General features: G+C 66.5%; 17 protein-coding genes and 2 pseudogenes. 13 read left to right on the top strand and 6 right to left on the bottom strand.

Translation table 11 applies throughout. The features are described from left to right. The first annotated feature begins 1 nt into the window (after nucleotide 1). On the top strand, nucleotides 2-1,546 hold the full coding sequence (locus BO1_RS12270; protein WP_028217810.1) for an efflux transporter outer membrane subunit: 1,545 nt from the start codon (nucleotides 2-4) through the stop codon (nucleotides 1,544-1,546). Nucleotides 1,547-1,740: 194 nt separating this feature from the next. Here the strand turns inward: BO1_RS12270 and BO1_RS50735 are convergent, their stop codons facing one another. Next, complete coding sequence (locus BO1_RS50735; protein WP_043284628.1) at nucleotides 1,741-3,198, bottom strand: nucleobase:cation symporter-2 family protein; 1,458 nt, start codon at nucleotides 3,196-3,198, stop codon at nucleotides 1,741-1,743. A gap of 666 nt (nucleotides 3,199-3,864) precedes the next feature. On the opposite strand from BO1_RS50735, the gene BO1_RS12260 reads away from it, so the two are divergent. From BO1_RS12260 to BO1_RS50730, 6 genes and pseudogenes are all read left to right on the top strand, one after another. After that, entirely contained in the window at nucleotides 3,865-5,376 is a 1,512-nt protein-coding gene (locus BO1_RS12260) for a xylulokinase (RefSeq protein ID WP_028217809.1), read from the top strand. Nucleotides 5,377-5,401: 25 nt separating this feature from the next. Beyond that, a pseudogene (locus tag BO1_RS59030) lies at nucleotides 5,402-5,572 on the top strand (S-(hydroxymethyl)glutathione dehydrogenase); the annotation flags it as partial. 12 nt (nucleotides 5,573-5,584) lie between these two features. After that, nucleotides 5,585-6,430 (top strand): S-formylglutathione hydrolase, encoded by an 846-nt coding sequence (gene fghA, locus BO1_RS12250; protein WP_028217808.1) that lies wholly within the window; start codon nucleotides 5,585-5,587, stop codon nucleotides 6,428-6,430. A 150-nt stretch (nucleotides 6,431-6,580) separates the two neighbouring features. Beyond that, nucleotides 6,581-6,964 (top strand): hypothetical protein, encoded by a 384-nt coding sequence (locus BO1_RS12245; protein WP_028217807.1) that lies wholly within the window; start codon nucleotides 6,581-6,583, stop codon nucleotides 6,962-6,964. A 99-nt stretch (nucleotides 6,965-7,063) separates the two neighbouring features. After that, complete coding sequence (locus BO1_RS12240) at nucleotides 7,064-7,507, top strand: PIN domain-containing protein (protein ID WP_028217806.1); 444 nt, start codon at nucleotides 7,064-7,066, stop codon at nucleotides 7,505-7,507. A 4-nt stretch (nucleotides 7,508-7,511) separates the two neighbouring features. After that, complete coding sequence (locus tag BO1_RS50730; RefSeq protein WP_084687906.1) at nucleotides 7,512-8,561, top strand: patatin-like phospholipase family protein; 1,050 nt, start codon at nucleotides 7,512-7,514, stop codon at nucleotides 8,559-8,561. A gap of 113 nt (nucleotides 8,562-8,674) precedes the next feature. On the opposite strand, the gene BO1_RS12230 is transcribed toward BO1_RS50730, so the two are convergent. The 3 genes from BO1_RS12230 to BO1_RS12220 are packed head-to-tail and all read right to left on the bottom strand — an operon-like array spanning nucleotide 8,675 to nucleotide 11,415. Continuing rightward, nucleotides 8,675-9,457 carry a metal ABC transporter permease gene (locus BO1_RS12230; protein WP_028217805.1) on the bottom strand — a complete coding sequence of 261 codons (783 nt, stop codon included), beginning with the start codon at nucleotides 9,455-9,457 and terminating at the stop codon, nucleotides 8,675-8,677. Then, entirely contained in the window at nucleotides 9,450-10,436 is a 987-nt protein-coding gene (locus tag BO1_RS12225; protein ID WP_028217804.1) for an ABC transporter ATP-binding protein, read from the bottom strand. Before BO1_RS12225 ends, BO1_RS12230 begins: the two co-directional genes overlap by 8 nt. Nucleotides 10,437-10,446: 10 nt before the next feature. Next, entirely contained in the window at nucleotides 10,447-11,415 is a 969-nt protein-coding gene (locus BO1_RS12220; protein ID WP_084687905.1) for a metal ABC transporter solute-binding protein, read from the bottom strand. Nucleotides 11,416-11,842: 427 nt separating this feature from the next. Here BO1_RS12220 and BO1_RS12215 point away from each other — a divergent pair, with 427 nt between their 5' ends. From BO1_RS12215 to BO1_RS12190, 6 genes are all read left to right on the top strand, one after another. Then, nucleotides 11,843-12,646 (top strand): L-iditol 2-dehydrogenase, encoded by an 804-nt coding sequence (locus BO1_RS12215; RefSeq protein WP_028217802.1) that lies wholly within the window; start codon nucleotides 11,843-11,845, stop codon nucleotides 12,644-12,646. Between the two features lie 79 nt (nucleotides 12,647-12,725). Continuing rightward, nucleotides 12,726-14,060: an ABC transporter substrate-binding protein gene (locus tag BO1_RS12210; protein ID WP_028217801.1), complete on the top strand. Its 1,335-nt coding sequence runs from the start codon at nucleotides 12,726-12,728 to the stop codon at nucleotides 14,058-14,060. 170 nt (nucleotides 14,061-14,230) lie between these two features. Beyond that, nucleotides 14,231-15,151 (top strand): carbohydrate ABC transporter permease, encoded by a 921-nt coding sequence (locus BO1_RS12205; protein ID WP_407669939.1) that lies wholly within the window; start codon nucleotides 14,231-14,233, stop codon nucleotides 15,149-15,151. After that, complete coding sequence (locus tag BO1_RS12200) at nucleotides 15,148-16,026, top strand: carbohydrate ABC transporter permease (protein ID WP_028217799.1); 879 nt, start codon at nucleotides 15,148-15,150, stop codon at nucleotides 16,024-16,026. Before BO1_RS12205 ends, BO1_RS12200 begins: the two co-directional genes overlap by 4 nt. A 35-nt stretch (nucleotides 16,027-16,061) precedes the next feature. Continuing rightward, a complete protein-coding gene (locus BO1_RS12195; protein ID WP_028217798.1) occupies nucleotides 16,062-16,748 on the top strand; it encodes an HAD family hydrolase in 687 nt (228 codons plus the stop codon). A 110-nt stretch (nucleotides 16,749-16,858) separates the two neighbouring features. Then, a complete protein-coding gene (locus BO1_RS12190) occupies nucleotides 16,859-17,968 on the top strand; it encodes an ABC transporter ATP-binding protein (protein ID WP_028217797.1) in 1,110 nt (369 codons plus the stop codon). A 148-nt stretch (nucleotides 17,969-18,116) separates the two neighbouring features. Here the strand turns inward: BO1_RS12190 and BO1_RS12185 are convergent, their stop codons facing one another. Together BO1_RS12185 and BO1_RS60185 are read right to left on the bottom strand one after the other, a co-directional pair. After that, entirely contained in the window at nucleotides 18,117-19,070 is a 954-nt protein-coding gene (locus tag BO1_RS12185) for a sugar-binding transcriptional regulator (protein ID WP_028217796.1), read from the bottom strand. Between the two features lie 103 nt (nucleotides 19,071-19,173). Then, a pseudogene (locus BO1_RS60185) lies at nucleotides 19,174-19,356 on the bottom strand (xylulokinase); the annotation flags it as partial.

The following is a 19,356-nucleotide window of genomic DNA, read 5'->3' as shown; positions in this document are numbered from 1 at the left end:
GATGCATAAACTATCGGTAATTGCAGTGGCCGTTGCAGTGGCCACCACCGTCCTCGCGGGTTGCACGATGGAGCCGCGGTATCACCGGCCCGATGCGCCGGTGTCGCAGAGCTTCCCGCAGGGCGGCGTCTACGCGACGCAGCCCGGCGCGACCGGCGAGAACGGCCAGTCCGGCCGCAGCGCCAACGGCGCCGTGGCCACCGACATCGGCTGGCGCGACTTCTTCGTCGATGCGCGCCTGCAGGAGCTGGTCGCGATCGCGCTGAAGAACAACCGCGACCTGCGCGTCTCGGTGCTCAACGTCGAGGCGGCGCGCGCGCAGTATCAGATCACGCGCGCCGATCTGTTCCCGGCCATCAACGGCGTGGGCACGGACACGCGCACGCGCGTGCCGAGGGCGCTCCAGACCACGCCGGCGAATCCGTACAGCGTCTATAACGTGGGCGTGCAGGCGTCCTGGGAAATCGACTTCTGGGGGCGCGTGCGCAGCCTGAAGGACCAGGCGCTCGCGCAGTATCTGTCGACGGCGCAGGCGCGCAAGGCGGCGGAGATCTCGCTCGTCTCGCAGGTCGCCGACCAGTACCTGACGATGCTCGCCGATGACGACCTGCTGAAGGTCACGCAGGACACCCTCAAGACGGCGCAGGACTCGTACAACATCACGAAAGCACAGTTCGACACCGGCACCGGTACCGAGCTCGATCTGCGCCAGGCGCAGACCGTGGTCGAGAACGCGCAGGCCAACCTGCAGGAGCAAATGCGCGCCCGCGCGCAGGCCGAAAACGCGCTCGTGCTGCTGATTGGCGAGCCGCTGCCGGCGGATCTGGCGCAAGGCCTGCCGCTCGATGGCCAGAACCTGCTCACCGACATCCCGGCGGGCCTGCCGTCCGACCTGCTCACGCGGCGTCCGGACATCATGGAGGCTGAGGAGAGCCTGCTCGCGGCGAATGCCAATATTGGCGCGGCGCGTGCGGCGTTCTTCCCGAAGGTCTCGCTCACGGCGGCGTTCGGCACCGAAAGCCTTTCGCTCGGCGGCCTCTTCAAGGCGGGCACCGCGGCGTGGAGCTTCGCGCCGCAGATCACGATGCCGATCTTCGAAGGCGGCGCGAACATCGCGAACCTGCAGCTCGCGAACGTGCAAAAGCGCATCGAGATCGCCAACTACGAGAAGGCGATCCAGTCGGCGTTCCGCGAAGTGGCCGACGGTCTCGCGGCGCGTGGCACCTACGATCAGCAGATCGGGGCGCTCGAGCGCAGCACCTTCGCGAGCCAGCGCGGGCTCGACCTTGCGGAGCTGCGCTACAAGAACGGCGTGGACAGCTATCTGCCGGTGCTGGCCGCGCAGACCAGCCTGTACACGTCGCAGCAGGCGCTCGTCACGGCACGGCTCGCGCGGCTCACCAACCTCGTCGATCTGTATCGTGCGCTGGGCGGTGGCTGGATCGAACACGCGGGCGAGGCGCCGCGCCCGGCCGATGCGCCGGTCGACTACGGCGCGGCCAGCGCGCCGACGGCGGCTTCGGCGCCGGCCGCAACGGCGGGTTGAGCGATGTGAACGCAGGCTGTGTCTGACGGAGTAGAAACGAAAAACGCCACGGGAGACCGTGGCGTTTTTTTATGGCCATCCGCAATGCAGCCCGCCCAAAACAAAAAAGGCGTCACGGTTTCCCGTGACGCCAAACCAGCAAAAGGCCCCGGCACGTGTGTCTGTCACCCGGCCGGGGCGCCTCTCGCGTCGACTCAGTGTGCCGCGGTGCGCGGCATGCCCTGTCCCGCTTCCGGTGCTTGATCGGCTTCGTGCGACTGGGTGCCGTCGAAGTCGTGACCGACCTGGTGGATGTCGTGTTCTGCGGCGCGCTCGCTCTTTGCGCCGTTGAAAATCAGGTTGAGGATCACTGCCGAAACCGAGGCCAGCAGGATGCCGCTATGCAGGAGCGGCGAGAGTGCGGGCGGCAGCTGCGAGAAGAACTTCGGCGAGACAACCGGCACCATGCCGAAGCCCACGCTCACGGCCACGATGAACAGGTTGTGGTGGTTCTTCACGAAGTCCACCTTCGAGAGCACCTTGATGCCGTTTGCGGCGACCATGCCGAACATCACGAGGCCTGCGCCGCCCAGCACGAAGGGGGGCACCGAAGCGACGACCTGCGCCATCTTCGGGAACAGGCCGAGCGTCACGAGAATCACGCCACCCGTTGCGCAGACAAAGCGGCTCTTCACGCCCGTCACGCCGATCAGGCCGACGTTCTGCGAGAACGAGGTATGCGGGAACGAGTTGAAGATGCCGCCGATCATCGTGCCCAGACCGTCGACACGCAGGCCGCGAACGAGCGTTGCCTGATCGACCGGGCGATCGACCATGTCACCCACCGCGAGGAACATGCCCGTCGACTCGATGAAGGTCACGAACATCACGATCACCATCGTCACGATCGGCAGGACGTGGAATTTCGGCAGGCCGAAGTGGAACGGCATCACGAAGCCCACCCACTGTGCGTGTGCCACGCCGTCGAGGTTCACGCGGCCAATTGCGAAAGCGATCGCGAAGCCCGCCACGATGCCGAGCAGCACCGAGATATTGGAGATGAAGCCGCGGCCGAACTTGTTGATGAGGAGAATCAGCATCAGCACGGCGAGCGACAGACCGAGATAGACCGGGTCGCCGTAGTTCGGGTTGCCCACGCCACCGGCGGCCCAGTTGATGCCCACTTCCATGAGCGAGAGGCCGATCACCGCGATCACGGTGCCCACCACGACAGGCGGGAAGAAGCGCAGCAGCTTGCCGATCATCGGCGATATGACGATGCCGATCGCCCCCGCGGCGATAGTGGAGCCGAAGATGTCGAGAATGCCGAGCTGCGGGTTGGTGCCGATGGCGATCATCGGGCCGACCGAAGCGAACGTGCAGCCCATGATGACGGGCAGACGGATACCGAAGATCCACAGGCCGAGCGTCTGGATCAGGGTGGCGATACCGCAGGCGAACAAGTCGGCGCTGATGAGGAACGCGACCTGGTCTTTCGGCAGACCAATGGCGCCGCCGACGATGAGCGGCACGGCGACCGCGCCCGCGTACATCACGAGCACGTGCTGAATGCCGAGTGTGAGAAGCTGGCCGAACGGCAGGCGCTCGTCTACCGGGTGAACCTGGGTGCGCGCCTGGCCGGCTGCTGCCCTTTCGATACCCTGGGGATGCATGTCGTCTCTCTCCGTCTTTCGTTTCAGAATATGGCCTCCAAGGTATTCGCGACGAAAAGAAGCAACAAGACCACTGGAGACTATTCCGTGCTTTCCGGGGGCGATATGCGCGCGGGGTGCGCGGCCCGTCATATCGGGGTAGGATCAGACGGTTCGGAGGACGGCGCAGGCCCGGATGGCGATGCTGCGCCGCATCGTGGAAACGCCTGTGCGACGTTCGGACGCGGCATTAAGCCCACTTTTCAGGCGGTTTCAGGCGTTAGACAGCATTGCGCCGCTTTGCGTGCCGTGGAAGCGGCGGTGCCGTCAGCTCACATGAATGGGCAATGTCGCGAGAAGTCAAGCGTCAGTCGGTCCCTCGTACATATGGCCGACCCATTATGATCTATATTTCGCTTTCCGCATGTGAGCCATTTCGCATGTCGAGATAGACCCCTGGGTTAACCCGCGAATGCATGCATTTCGCATGATTTTGAGGTGTCTGCGCGCACCCCGATTCACCCCCGCCGGCCTCGCCTATAAGACGGTCTCACGGCATGAATTTCTGGCCGCTATCATGGCCCTTTTATCGTTCTGCGCGGCTGTCCCGGTTCGCCCTGTTCGGTGAGCGGCATCGATGAGCGGCAGGCGCCAACCTCAACCCTTTCCCCAAGCCAGCCACTTCGCATGAACGGATCGCAGACGCGCTTTCTCGGTATCGATCTCGGCACCGGTTCGCTCAAAGTCGCCATCGTCGATGAGACGCTCGCCGAGCGTGCCGCCGCGAGCATTCCTTATACGCTCGAGACGCCCCAGCCGGGCTGGGCCGAGATCGACGTCGAGCGCTGGTGGGACGCGCTCGTGCGCGCGTGCGAGCGCTTGCCCGCGAGCGAGCGCGAGTGGGTGCGCGCGATTGGATTCTCCGGCCAGATGCATGGCGTCGTGCTGACCGACGCAGCGGGCCGTGCGCTGCGTCCCGCCATGCTCTGGCCCGACACGCGTGCGCGCGCGTTGCTCGATGCCTGGCCGGATAGCGAAGCGAATCCTCAGCCGAATCCCGTGGCGCCTGGCATGGCGGGACCGCTGCTCTATTGGCTGACATTGCACGAACGCACGACGGCCGAGGCCGCGCGTTGGGCATTGCAGCCTAAAGACTGGCTGCGCGTCCGGCTTTCTGGCGCGTCCGACGAAGCCTTCGTGGCCGATCCGTCCGACGCCTGCGCGACCGCGCTCGCCGCGCCCGACGGCGCGTGGGATGTCGCGCTGATCGAGCGGCTCGGCCTCGCGGCACGCTGGTTCGCGCCGCTCGCGGCGTCGTCCGCGCCGAGTGGCACGCTTTGCGCGGAGGCCGCGCACGCCCTCGGCTTGCCCGCCGGCATCGTGCTCGCGACCGGCGCCGGCGACACGCCGTGCGCGGCACTCGGCAGCGGCCTGCACGAAGACGGCGACGCGCTGCTGACCACGGGCACGGGCGGCCAGATCGTCGTGACTTCGATCGAAGAGCCGCCTGCGCGGCGCGGTTTGCATCGCTACCGGTCGGCGAGCGGCGGCTGGTACGCGATGGCCGCGATGCAGAACGTCGGCGTCGCGCTCGAAGCGGCGCGCGGCTGGCTGTCCTGCGATTGGGCGCAAGCCTACGAAGAAGCCTTCGCCGCGCCGCCTTCGCAGACGCTCGCTTTCCTGCCGTACCTGAGCGGCGAGCGCTCGCCGTGGCTCGACCCCGCGGCGCGTGGCGGCTGGCTCGGCGCGGGCCTTGGCGACACGCGCGGCGTGTTGATGCGCGCCGCGTTCGAAGGCGTGGCGTTCGCGTTGCGCGCGGGACTCGACGCATTGCGCGGCGTGCCCTCGGCGGTCGGCGCGGGCGATATCGATGAAGGAGGCGCGCCGCATGCACCGATCACCATCACCGTGCTCAAGCTCGCGGGCGGGGGCTCCGTCGATGCGCGCTGGCGCCAATTGCTCGCCGACGTGCTGGGCGCGCAGCTCGACGCCATCGACTGTCCGAATGCGGCGGCGCGCGGTGCGGCGATGCTGGGCGGCGTCGCCTGCGGGCATTGGCGCATGGACGAACTCACGGCGTTCGCGCCCGCCGCAACCCGCGTGGCAGAGCCGCGCGCCGACGCCGCGCTGGCGCAGCGTTACGCGCGCTTCATCGATCTGTATGGCCGTGTGCGGACGTGGTTCGCGCCGGTGTCGTAGCAATTGCATCGCATAACTGAACGATGGCGGCGGGCAGGGGCGCACGAACGTGCCGAAACTCGCCGACAGGTTCACGGAAGGTAAGATCGACATCGACGACCTGATCGCTCACGCGTTGTGCCGCGACCGGATCGACGAGGGCTTCGACCTGATGAAGCAGGGCGAGTCGATTCGCTCTGTTGTCCTTTACCCATAGCGAGGGCTTGAGATGCTGGACCAGATTGAAGAGCACGCCTGTTACGGTGGCGTGCAGCGCATCTACAAACACGATTCGAAAACGATCGGCCTGCCGATGCGCTTTTCGGTGTATCTGCCGCCGCAGGCGCGCGAGCGCAAGGTGCCGGGGCTGTTTTATCTGGCGGGTCTGACCTGCACGGAGGAGACCTTCCCGATCAAGGCGGGCGCGCAGCGCTTCGCCGCGCAGCATGGCATCGCGCTGATTGCGCCCGACACGAGCCCGCGCGGCGCGAACGTGCCTGGCGAAGCCGAGGCCTGGGATTTCGGCGTGGGCGCGGGTTTCTACGTCGATGCCACGCGCGAGCCGTGGTCGAAGCACTGGCGCATGTATTCGTATGTGCGCGACGAGCTGCGCGAGGCCGTGACGGCGAACCTGCCCGTGGACGGCGCGCGGCTGGGCATCTTCGGCCACTCGATGGGCGGGCACGGCGCCTTGACGCTCGCGCTGCGCAACCCCGATATCTACCGCTCGGTCTCGGCGTTCGCGCCGATCGCGGCGCCCACGCGCTGCCCGTGGGGCGAGAAGGCGTTCAGCGGCTACCTGGGCGAGGACCGCGAGGCCTGGAAGCAGTACGACGCGAGCGAGCTGGTGGGCAAGGCCGCGCACAAGTTCGAGGCCGGCATCCTCGTCGATCAGGGCCTGGCGGACGCGTTCTTGCCGAACCAGTTGAACCCGGACGTGTTCGAAGCCGCGTGCAAGGCGGCGGGGCAGCCGCTCACGCTGCGCCGTCATGCGGGCTACGATCACGGCTACTTCTTCATCCAGAGCTTTATCGAGGACCATCTGGCGCATCACGCGCGGGTGCTGCTGAAGTAACGCTAACGCGCTCACGATGTTCGAAAAGGCCTCCACGCTGCGCGTCGAGGCCTTTTTTATTCGCGTATCCGACCCCGCGTGAAACTTTGATATCTGGTCAGGTTGGTACTAGAATCTGGTCAGGTAGGTCTTCTTTGGAGTCATCCAGTCATGCGAGCATCCCTCATCGATCCCGAAGCCAGCAAGGAATCCGCCGAGCGGCGCATGGATGATTTCCAGGCGGCCGTGAAGGCGATTGCCGCGCGCGTGGGCGCAACCGACGTCAACGCGGTGGGCACGCCCATTTCGGCATTCAAGACGAATTATTCGAGCGTCCTGAGGCGCGTCAAATCGGGCTCGGTCGAAATCGTCAACCAGGGCCCGGAGCCATTCATTATTCTCGGCCTCGATCAGGCCGTCGCGCTGATGTCCAACACGGTCAGCGACCGCACCGTGGCCGAGGTGTTCGCCGGGCTCCCTTCGGTGCCGGCCTCGGGCAAGCTGCCGCGCGACGTGTCCATCGAGGCCGTGGATCACTACCGCGTGCCGCGCTGAAATTGGCGGCGCAGTTCATCGGATCAGTACGCCAGTCGGCATGCCGCAGAGGCACGCCACGCAAAAAACCAATAAAGGCCGTCCATGCCGAGATTTTTGTTGGGCACGAATACGCTCATCGACATGTGCGTTGAAGACACCGCCTCGCGCAAATGGATCGAGGGCGGGGTGAAGGCGCGCGACATCAACTTGAGCGTCGTCAGCGTCGCGGCCGCGCGCCAGGTGATCGCCCGGCACAAGATGAGCGAACCGCGTCGCGCGGCGTTCAGGAAGGCGCTCGATGCGCGCGTCGCTGCGCTCGTCGACGACGGCTCCGTCATGCTGCCGTTCGGCGAAAGCGAGGCCGCGCAATGGGAGCAGTGGCGCGGTCATCATCCGCTCGAAATCGACAAGGCCGGTACGCGACATCCGGTCGGCCAGGACACGCGCATGGTGATCGCCACCGCGGTGGCCAACGGCTGCACGCTCGTCGAGCCCGAAGAGGTGTACCACCGGGAGCTGCGCAAGCTCCAGGTGGGCGTCGTCTCCCTGCTCGAGGAATAGGCCATTGAGCAGCCCATCGAATAGTCCCTCGAGTCGTCCCTCGAATACCCCGTCGAACCCCGCGCTGGACGATCCGTTCCGCGTGCCCGAGGGCCGGCTCACGCCGGCCCCCGACTGTCTGCGCGTGCTGAGCCTCTCGGGCGGCGGCTATCGCGGGCTCTACACGGCGCGCCTGCTCGCCCGTATCGAGGCCAGCGAGAAGTTCGGAGCGGGGCCGATCGGCGCGCGCTTCGACATGATCGCCGGGACCTCGGTGGGCGGCATTCTCGCGGCGGGGCTCGCGGCCGGCGTGGCCGCAGGCGAGCTATACGCGATGCTCGCGCAGTGGGGGCCGTCGATCTTTCCGAAGCTCTCGCTGCGCAAGTTGCAGAAGCTCTTGAGCAAGAAGGTCTACGCGGCCGAGCCGCTCGAGGCGGCCATCGTCGCCTGTCTCGACGGCTGGGCCGGCAAGACGCTTGCCGAGATCGACAAGCCGCTCATGCTTACGACCGTGAGCTGGTCGCTGGGCGAGTTGCGCCTCTTGAGGAGCCGAGGTCTCGCAGGCGACGCGGCGGACACCTGCACCTTGCTCGACGCGGCGCGCGCGACCTCGGCGGCCCCAGCGCATTTCCCGGCGCTGATGCTCGACGACGACTGGCACGTGGACGGCGGGCTCGCCGCGAACTGCCCCGACGCGCACGCGCTCGGCGAAGCGCAGCGGCGCGGCGTGCCGGTGCGCATGCTCGGCGTGGGCACCACGGGCGTGCATCACAAGAGCGTGCCGAGCCGCCTGCCGCTGCGCGGCCTCTACTGGGCGCAGCCCGCGCTCGATCTGAGCATGCAGGCGCAGGAGCGGATGGCGCAGGCCACCTGCATGCGCGAGCTCAAGGCAAGCTATCTGCATCTGAACAGCGAGGTGGGCGGCGACCAGCAGATCCTGCGCGATCTCGACATGGCGACGTCCGACGCCACGGTGGCGCTCACGCGGCTCGCCGATCAGCGCTTCGAGGCGCTCTGCGCGCGGGCCGACGAGTCGCGCCGTCTGCGCTTCATCATGGGCGACGGCGAGACCTGAGCCCGCACCGTCGGCAAGCCGGAAAGCGAAACGGCGTTGCTCCGTGAGGAGCAACGCCGTTTTCGTATCGTCGCTTTCGCGTCGTCGTATGGGTATGCGCGCGCCGAAAGCGCTCAACGCCGCCCGATCAGGCTCGCGCCGTAGACCAGTGCCGCGAGCGCCGTGATCCAGAAGCTCGTCGGCCAGTCGGTGTAGTAGGCGAGCGTGACGCCGATCCACGCCTGCGCGAGTGCGAGCAGTGCGGCGAGCACGACGCCGGTTGACAGGCGCGTGGTGAGATTCTGCGCGGCGGCGGCGGGGCCCACCATCAGCGTGAAGACGAGCAGCACGCCGACGATCTGTGTGCACGCGGCCACGGCAAGCGCGGTGATGGCGAGAAACAGCACCGAGACGAGGCGCAGCGAGACGCCTTTGGCCTCGGCCAGCTCCGGCTGCAATGAGGCGAACAGCAGCGGCCGCATGATGGCCGCGAGCGCGGCGAGGCTCGCCACGGCCAGCGCCGCGAGGATGCCGAGCGTGTCGCGGTTCACGCCGAGCACGTTGCCGAACAACAGCGCCGTGACCTGGGTGGCGTACGCCGTGAAGAAGTGCAGGAACAGCAGGCCGAAGCCGAGCGCGAGCGAGAGGATCACGCCGATGGCCACGTCGCGGCCCGCGAGCTTTTCGCCGAGCGCGCCCATCGACACGCCTGCGACGAGCGTAAAGCCCACCATGCCCCACATCGGCGAGACGCCGAGCAGCACGGCGCCCGTGGCGCCCGTGAAGCCGACGTGCGAGAGCGCATGGCCCGCGAAGGTCTGTCCGCGCATCACCAGAAAGTAGCCGACGATGCCCGCGAGCACCGCGACGATGCCCGACGCCGCGAAGGCGTTCACCATGAAATCGTATTCAAGCATCGTGCGTGTGGCCGTGGGCGTTGTTGTTGTCGTTGCTGCCGTGATCGTGACTGTGGCCGTGCGCGTGGCCATGCTCGTGTGCGTGGTCGTGCTCATGCTCGTGGTCGTGCTTCTCGACCTCGACGTCGCCCGACATCACGAAGATGCGGCCCTTCATGCGCATCACCTCGATAGGCGAGCCATAGAGCCGCGAGAGCACCGGCGCCGTGATCACTTCATCCACGCTGCCGAGCGCTGCCACGCCGTTGCCGAGATAGAGCACGCGGTCGAGCGAGTTCAGGAGCGGATTGAGCTCGTGGGCCGAGAACAGCACGGCGATGCCAAGCTCGCGCTGCACGCGGCGCACGAGTTCGACCACGCCGCGCTGGTGATGCGGGTCGAGGCTGATGAGCGGCTCGTCGAGCAGCAGCAGCTTCGGGTCGCCGAGCAGGCATTGCGCGAGCAGCAGGCGCTGGCGCTCGCCGCCGGAAAGCTCGGAGAGCGGGCGGTCGGCGAGCTTCGAGGCGCCCACGAGATCGAGCACGCGCGCGACGTCGGCGCGCGTGGCGGCGTCGGCGCGCGGCAGGCCCCAGCGATGGCCGTCGGCGGCCATCGCCACGAAATCGCGTCCGCGCACGCGGCGGCTCGCGAGCGCGGTGCGTGTCTGCGGCATGTAGCCGATCTTCGCGTTGCCGCGCGCCACGGGTTCGCCGAGCACGCGAATCGCGCCGTGCGCAGCGGGCACGAGGCCGAGAATCGCCCGCATCAGCGTGGTCTTGCCCGCGCCGTTCGGGCCCAGCACGCCGATGAACTCGCCCTGGTTCACCGCGAAGTTCGCGTCGCGCAGGATCGTGCGATCGCCGAGCGTGAGCGTCACGCCCGCGAGCGTGAGCACCGGCTGCGGCGCGCGGTGCGTGTCGTGTGCCGCAGCCGTGCGCACTTCGGTTGCGCGGTGAGCGGGCGAGGCCTCGGTCATTGCCTGGGTTCCCTGTACGGACATGGTTAGGTCATTACTTCTGTGCCAGCGCCGTTTGCAGCGCGTCGAGCTGCGCGAGCATCCAGTGCTGGAAGTTCATGCCGGCGGGCTGCGTCTCGGTCACGCTCACGGTCGGCACCTTCGACTGCTTCGCGATGCCGAGCATGCGTCGCGTCATCGCTTCCGTTGCCTGGCTGTTGTAGATCAGCACACGCACGCGGCGCTCGCGCAGGTCGCGCTCGAAGGCCGCGATGTCCGACGCGCTGGCCTCGGTGTCGTTCATCGTCGCCATCTGGAACGGCATATTGCGCATCTCGAGGCCGATCGCGTCCGACATGTAGCCGAACACCGGCTCGGTCGCCGTCACGGGCAGACCCTTGTACTGCGCGCGCAGGGCCGCGACCTTGTCGTCGAGCGGCTTGAGCGAGCCGATAAACGTCGCAAGGTTGGCATCGTACACGCTCTTGTGCGCCGGGTCTGCCGCACCGAGCGCGGCGCTCACGGCGCGCGCGACCGCGGGCATCGTTTGCGGGTCGTACCAGAGGTGCGGATTGTCGCCGGCCTTCTTGCCGACGAGATCCGCCGCGACGATGACGGTGCGCTGGCCGCCGCCGGTGGCGCCGAGCAGCTTGGTCATCCACGGGTCGTAATCGGCGCCGTTGTAGACCACGACGCGCGCGTGCTGCAGCGCGCGCGCGGTCTTCGGGCTCGCCTCGAACAGATGCGGGTCCTGGTCGGGGTTGCTCATGATGCTCGTCACGTTCACGTACGTGCCGCCGATTTGCTTGACGACGTCGCCGTAGAAGTTCTCCGCCGCCACCACGGTGAGGGCGGCGCCCGGCGCATCTGCCGCGTGGGCGGCTGAGCACGGGCCGAGCAGCGCGCCGAGCGCAAGGCATGCCGCCACGAAGGGCGTGGCGGCGCGCTTGAGCGCGGTGGCGGCGTGGGAGAGCCGGCCGGGCAGGCGCGGAGTCAGGCGGACTGCACGGGTGATAGAGGGCATGGTTCTATCCTTGAATGAGCGGTGAGAACGTGGCTTGGATGGCATCCGGACGCGACGCCGCGCCGTCCGGAACGGGCTGAGCGACACGGAAGCGAGATGATATAACGTATCACATCAGTTGGCGAGTCAGTCTCCCCGGCAAACAGCCGGGCAGCCCCTCCATACGCAGCGCCGGCCCGAACGCCCCTCCGATCCGCCCCAGCTCGCAAAGCGGGCGCGCCAAATGCTCCTGCGCCGTCGAGCGGCCCCTTGCGCGTCGCACCATCGAAATCTGATGCGATCGCGTATGTCCGCCTTGACATGTGTGCGCCCGTGTCCGATCATTCGATCACCAACAGAGCAAATGTTCACACATCGAGCGATAGTTCACGCGATTGCCCGCGGCAGCGCATCGGCGGCTCGACGAACGCAAATGGAGACAACCCCTGTGGCACATTCCGCGAACCCGGCGGCAGGACGTTTGCAGGACAAGGTGGCCGTGCTCACTGGCGCGGCGAGCGGCATCGGCGAGGCGGTCGCGCGGCGCTATCTGGACGAAGGCGCGCGCTGCGTGCTGGTCGACGTGAAGCCCGCCGACTCGATCGCCCCAGCGCTAACGGCCGCATTTCCTGATCGCGTGCTCCCCCTCAGCGCGGACGTCACGCGCCGCGAGGACATCGAGCGCATCGTGTCTGGCACGCTCGAGCGCTTCGGCCGTATCGACATCCTCTTCAACAATGCGGCGCTCTTCGACATGCGCCCGTTGCTCGACGAATCCTGGGACATCTACGACCGTCTCTTCGCCGTGAACGTGAAGGGCATGTTCTTCCTGATGCAGGCAGTCGCGCGCCACATGGTCGAGCAGGGGCAGGGCGGCAAGATCATCAACATGTCGTCGCAAGCGGGCCGGCGCGGCGAGGCACTCGTTTCGCACTACTGTGCAACCAAGGCCGCGGTGCTGAGCTACACGCAGTCGGCGGCGCTCGCGCTCGCGCGGCACAAGATCAACGTGAACGGCATTGCGCCGGGTGTGGTCGACACGCCGATGTGGGATCAGGTGGACGCGCTGTTCGCGCGCTACGAGCACCGGCCGCTGGGCGAAAAGAAACGGCTCGTGGGCGAGGAAGTGCCGCTCGGCCGCATGGGCTTGCCCGAGGATCTCACCGGCGCGGCGCTTTTTCTCGCGTCGGCCGACGCTGACTACATCACCGCGCAGACGCTCAACGTCGACGGCGGAAACTGGATGAGCTGAACGCCCTCCGGAGCTTGTCCGGCGACTTCAACCCATGCAGCACGACATAACGCAGCAAACAACGAAAGGAGACAACGCCATGAAACCATCCATTCGGAGCGCCGCCTGGCGCATAGGTCGCGCGACAGGCGCGCTCGCCCTCGTTGCCGCGGCGGGCGCGGCACATGCGCAGAACGTCACGATCGCGATGTTGAACAACCCGGACATGCTCGAGCTGAAGAAGCTCTCGCCGGCTTTCGAGAAGGCCAATCCGGGCATCAAGCTGAACTGGGTGATCCTCGAAGAGAATGTGCTGCGCCAGCGCGCCACGACCGACATCACGACCAATAGCGGCCAGTTCGACGTGATGATGATCGGCACCTACGAGGCGCCGCAGTGGGGCAAGCGCGGCTGGATCGTCCCCATGACGAACCTGCCGGCCGAGTATGACCTCGACGACGTCGTGAAGACGGCGCGCGACGGTCTCTCGTACAACGGCACGCTTTACGCGCTGCCGTTCTACGTCGAAAGCTCGATGACGTACTACCGCAAGGACCTGTTCGCGGCGAAGGGCCTGACGATGCCCGCGCAGCCGACCTACGACCAGATCAAGCAGTTCGCCGACAAGCTCAACGACCCGTCCAAGGGCACCTACGGCATCTGCCTGCGCGGCAAGGCTGGCTGGGGCGAGAACATGGCGTATGTGACGACCGTCGTGAACACCTTTGGCGGCCGCTGGTTCGACGAGAAGTGGCAGGCGCAGCTCACCACGCCCGAGTGGAAGAAGGCCGTCAACTTCTATGTCGATCTGCTGAAGAAGGACGGCCCTCCGGGCGCGAGCTCGAACGGCTTCAACGAGAACCTCACGCTGATGTCCTCGGGCAAGTGCGCGATGTGGATCGACGCGACGGTCGCGGCGGGCATCCTCTATAACAAGCAGCAGTCGCAGGTGGCCGACAAGATCGGCTTCGCGGCGGCGCCGACGGAAGTCACGCCGAACGGCGCGCACTGGCTGTGGTCGTGGGCACTCGCGATTCCGAAGTCGTCGAAGTCGCAGGATGCCGCGAAGAAGTTCATCGAATGGGCTACGTCGAAGCAATACGTCGAGATGGTCGCGAAGGACGAGGGCTGGGCGTCGGTGCCGTCGGGCACGCGCGTTTCGACCTACCAGCGTCCCGAGTACAAGCAGGCCGCGCCGTTCTCGGACTTCGTGCTGAAGGCGATCCAGACCGCCGATCCGACTCACCCGACCTTGAAGCCGGTGCCGTACACGGGTGTGCAGTTCGTCGGGATTCCTGAGTTCCAGTCGTTCGGCACCGTGGTCGGCCAGAGTATCGCCGGCGCTGTGGCGGGCCAGATGAGCGTCGATCAGGCGCTCGCGGCCGGCAATGCCGCCGCCGACCGCGCCGTGAAGCAGGCCGGTTACCAGAAGTGAGCGTAGTCAGGCGCCGCATTGCAGCGCCATTGCAGTGGCAGTACAGCAGGAACGCGGAGCGCGCCGGGCCGCAAGGCACGGCGCAGCTCTCGCGAAAGAGATGCGGCGCCGCGCCCCGAGCCGCCGCGTAACAGAGAAGGGTGGTCCTCATGCGTCATCTCCATCTTCCCATGCCTATATTCAATCGAGCGCGAGCGCCCCAGCCGCAGCACGTGGAGACACGCCGTTCGGCGTCGCGCTGGCTGGTCTCGCCGTCCGTCGCGGTCTTGTTGTTGTGGATGACCATTCCACTCGCGATGACGATCTGGTATTCGTTCACGCGCTATAACCTGCTCAACCCCGATCTCAAGGGTTTCGCCGGCCTCGACAACTACAAGTTCCTCGTCACCGACCCGTCGTTCTGGCCGTCGATCTTCCACACGGTCGAGCTGATCGTGGCGGTGCTCGTGATCACCGTGGTCGGCGGCGTGCTGATGGCGGTGCTGTTCGACCGCAAGTTCGTCGGGCAGGGCATCGCGCGCCTCTTTGCCATCGCGCCGTTCTTCGTGATGCCCACGGTTTCCGCGCTGATCTGGAAGAACATGATCCTGCATCCGGTGTACGGGCTCGTGGCCATCGCGATGCGCGCGATGGGCATGACTCCCATCGACTGGTTCGCCGTCTACCCGCTCACCGCGGTCATCATGATCGTGGCGTGGCAGTGGCTGCCGTTCGCGTTCCTCATTCTGTTCACGGCGATCCAGTCGCTCGACCAGGAGCAGAAGGAGGCGGCGAAGATCGACGGCGCGGGTGCGATCGCCATGTTCTTCTACATCACGCTGCCGCACCTGCGCCGCGCGATCGCGGTGGTGGTGATGATGGAGAGCATCTTCCTGCTCTCGATCTTCGCGGAGATCTATACGACCACGAGCGGCGGTCCCGGCAACGCAACCACCAACCTCACTTACCTGATCTACTCGATGGGCCTGCAGCAGTTCGACGTGGGCATCGCGTCCGCGGGCGGCATTCTCGCCGTCGTGCTCGCGAACATCGTGTCGTTCTTCCTCGTGCGCATGCTCGCACGCAACCTCAAAGGGGAGTACGAAAAATGAGCCAAGTCACCGCTTCGCCCGTACGCGCACCCGAGTCGCCGCATGCCGTCAACCGTTCTTCACCGCTCCAGTTCATCGGGCGGGTGGTGCCGGGGCTGCTTGCATGGGTCATCGCGCTCGCGCTGTTCTTCCCGATCTTCTGGATGACGATCACGGCGTTCAAGACCGAGCAGCAGGCGTATATCCCGTCGCTGTTCTTCATCCCGACGCTCGACAGCTTCCGTGAGGTCTTCGCGCGCAGCAACTACTTCGCGTTCGCATGGAACTCGGTGCTGATCTCGGCGGGCGTGACGATCGTCTGCCTGATCCTGGCCGTGCCCGCCGCCTATGCAATGGCGTTCTTCCCGAACCGGCGCACGCAGGGGATTCTGCTGTGGATGCTGTCCACCAAGATGATGCCTTCGGTGGGCGTGCTCGTACCGATCTACCTGCTGTGGAAGAACTCCGGGCTGCTCGACACCGTGAGCGGGCTCGTGATCGTCTACACGCTCATCAATTTGCCGATTGCGGTGTGGATGGCCTACACGTACTTCAACGAGATCCCCAAGGACATTCTGGAAGCCGGGCGCATGGACGGCGCGGCCACATGGCAGGAGATCGTCTATCTGCTCATGCCGATGTCGGTGCCGGGGCTCGCGTCCACCGCGCTCCTGCTGATCATCCTTTCGTGGAACGAAGCATTCTGGAGCATCAATCTGTCGAGCTCGAATGCCGCGCCGCTGACCGTGTTCATTGCCTCGTACTCGAGTCCCGAGGGGCTGTTCTGGGCCAAGCTCTCGGCGGCTTCGCTGCTGGCGGTGGCGCCGGTGCTGATCGTCGGCTGGCTCTCGCAGAAGCAGCTCGTGCGCGGCCTCACGTTCGGCGCGGTCAAATAAAGCGGCTACCAACAAGAAACACAAGGACGAAGCCCATGACCATTCAGGTCCTGATTTGCGACTGCGACGGCGTGCTGATCGACAGCGAGGCCGTGGCCGCGCGCGTGCTGGTGCGCGAGCTCGAAGCGCGCTGGCCAGGCGCTGCCGTCGCGCCGGTGCTGATGCCGCTGCTCGGGCAGCGCATCGAGCGCGTGCTCGGCGGCGCGAGCGAGGCGCTCGGCCGGCGGCTGACGCCCGCGGACGTCGATGCGATCCGCGCCGTGGCCGAAACGGAGGCGGCGCAAGCGCCGCTCTTTCCCGGCGTGAGCGCGGCCCTGGAGGCCGTCGCGCTCACCAGGGCCTGCGCGAGCAACAGCTATGCGGCGGTGGTGCGCCGCGTGCTGGAGCGCAATGACCTCACGCGCTTCTTTGGCGAGCGCATCTATTGCGCCGACATGGTGGCAAAGCCGAAGCCCGCGCCGGACGTCTATCTCGCGGCGGCGCAGGGGCTGGGCGTGACGCCCGAAGCGTGCCTCGTGGTGGAAGACAGCGTGGCGGGCGTGAGCGCGGCGCGCGCGGCGGGCATGACGGTGCTGGGCTTCGTGGGCGGCGCGCACGTGGGTGGCGAGGCGCATGCGCTCGAATTGCGCGACGTGGGCGCGCAGGAGATTTTCGACGACATGCGCATGCTGCCCGCGCTCGCGGCGCACTGGATGCAGAAGGCGGAGGCGCGCGCACATTGAGCGCGGCTTCGCGGTAAACCGAATCGTGATCGAATTGTGATCGTATTTTGATCGAGTCGCGGTGGCAGGGCGTGAGCCCTGGGACACCGCAACGAATGGAGACACACATCATGGCAAGCGTGATCCTGAGAGACGTACTCAAGCGCTACGACGAAACCGAAGTGCTGCGCGACGTGAACCTCGATATTGCAGACGGCGAGTTCGTCGTGTTCGTGGGGCCGAGCGGCTGCGGCAAGACCACGCTCATGCGCATGATCGCGGGACTCGAAGACATCAGCGGCGGCGACCTGATGATCGACGGCGCGCGCATGAACGACGTGCCCCCGGCCAAGCGCGGCATTGCGATGGTGTTCCAGTCGTACGCGCTTTATCCGCACATGACGCTCTACGACAACATGGCGTTTGGCCTGAAGCTCGCGGGCTCGAAGAAAGACGAGATCGACGCGGCGGTGAAGAATGCCGCGAAGATCCTGCACATCGACCATCTGCTGGACCGCAAGCCGAAGCAGCTTTCCGGCGGCCAGCGCCAGCGCGTGGCGATCGGGCGCGCGATCACGCGCAAGCCGAAGGTTTTCCTGTTCGACGAGCCGCTCTCGAACCTCGACGCGGCGCTGCGTGTGAAGATGCGCCTCGAGTTCGCGCGCCTGCACGACGAACTGAAGACGACGATGATCTACGTGACGCACGACCAGGTCGAGGCCATGACGCTCGCCGACAAGATCGTCGTGCTTTCGGCGGGCAACGTGGAGCAGGTCGGGAGTCCGAACCGTCTTTATCATGCGCCTGCGAACCGGTTCGTGGCCGGCTTCATCGGCTCGCCGAAGATGAACTTCCTCGACGGCGTCGTGCAGCAGGTCGCCAGCGACGGCATCGTCGTGCGCTATGAGACGGGCGAGACGCAGAAGGTGGCGGTAGAGCCGCGTGGGGCGCGCGAAGGCGACAAGGTCACGGTGGGTATTCGTCCCGAGCATATGCACGTGGACTCGGGGGAGTATGGCGTGAGCGTGAAGGCCAACACGGTTGAGTCGCTCGGCGATGCGGCCTATCTATACGCGGAGTCGCCCGTGGCGCCCGATGGCCTGATTGCGCGCATTCCGCCGCTGGAACGGCACGAACGCGGCGCAACGATGAAGCTCGGCGCAACGCCCGATCATTGCCATCTGTTCGATGCCGAGGGACTCGCGTTCGAGCGCCGGTTCGCGCAGCAAATGGCGGCTTGAGACACAGGCGCCGCCTCGCAGGGCGAGGTGGCGCAGCAACGGTTGTCGCAGAGGGGGCCTCCTCGACGAGGCCTTATATGCCCGCTTTCGAGCGGGCTTTTTTGCATCCGGCTTTTACGTTCAGTGATGGCGCCACTCTGCAGCCCCCTCAGCCCTCATCCCCCAACGCCGCCCGAGCGCACTCCTCATCGGTCACGAGCCCCGAAAGCCAGCCGCCCTTGAGCGCCGCGATCACCGCCTCGCGCTTGCGCGCACCGCCGGCGAAGCCGATCGTGGGACGCTTGGGCGGCGAATCCAGATAAAGGCTCGTCACGCGCCGCCCCGTGGGCGAGTCCACGCGCTTGCCGCTCGCATCGATCGGCAGGCCGAGCATTTCCGCAATCGCGCCCAGGCCCATCAACTCGTGCACCTCGTCCGTGGTAAGGAAGCCGTCCTCATGCAGCGGACAATGCTCGCCGATATTGCCGATGCCGACGAAGGCCACATCCGCTTCACCCGAGAGCGATTCGACGATGCGATAAAGCCGGTGATTGCACCATTGCGCGCGCTCGGCCTCGGTGTCGGCGATCAGCGGCGCGGGCAGCAGGAAGTGCTTGCCGCCGGTTTTCTCGGAGATGTGCAGAGCCACGTCGTAGCGGTTCGACGAGCCGTCCTGCGCGATCGCACCCACCATCGAAACGAGGCGGTGCTGCGGCCGCTCGAGCTGCGCGATCTGATCGACGGCGGCCTTCAAGGTGCGTCCGCTGCTCACCGCCACGACCATCGGCCGCTCTTCGCTCAGATAGCGCTCCATCACCTGCGCGCCGGCCACCGCGAGCTTGCGGTCGATCGCCTCCTGCGTATCGCCGTCCACGGGGACCACTTCGCACACCGACAAGCCGTAGCGTTTCGAGAGCCGGTCCGCGAGGGCGAGGCAGTCGGCCAGTCGATGATCGACGCGCACGCGAATCAGGTTCTTCTCGACGGCGAACGCGACGAGGCGCTGCGCGACCGGGCGCGACACCTGGAGCTTTTCGGCGATCTCGTTCTGGGTGTTGCCGGCCACGTAGTAGAGCCAGGCGGCGCGGGTGGCGAGATCGAGTTTTTCGGTGGACTTGGGCACGGTGTTCGTCGGGGCGGGCTGCGGTGCGTCTGCGTGAGCGGGAAGGCCTGGGAGCTTACGTTTGCCTTGTTCGAGCGAGTGTACTGGAAACCTGGTGCCGTGCTCAGGCGAGCCTCTCGCGCGCGGGATCGAACAGCGGCCGCACGTGCCGGTAGAGCGAGCGATAGGCTTCGAGCCGCTCGCGCAGCGCGGCGTGGCGCGCGGCATCGGGCGTGTATTCGGCGGCGACGGGCGCCTTCGTCAGCACCTCGTCGAACGCGCCGCCGGCCGCGAGCCAGCCGAGGCG

This window comes from Paraburkholderia oxyphila NBRC 105797, assembly GCF_000685075.1.
GTDB lineage: Bacteria > Pseudomonadota > Gammaproteobacteria > Burkholderiales > Burkholderiaceae > Paraburkholderia > Paraburkholderia oxyphila.
Note: the sequence above shows the minus strand (reverse complement) of the source record. Positions and strands in the feature narration are given on the sequence as shown.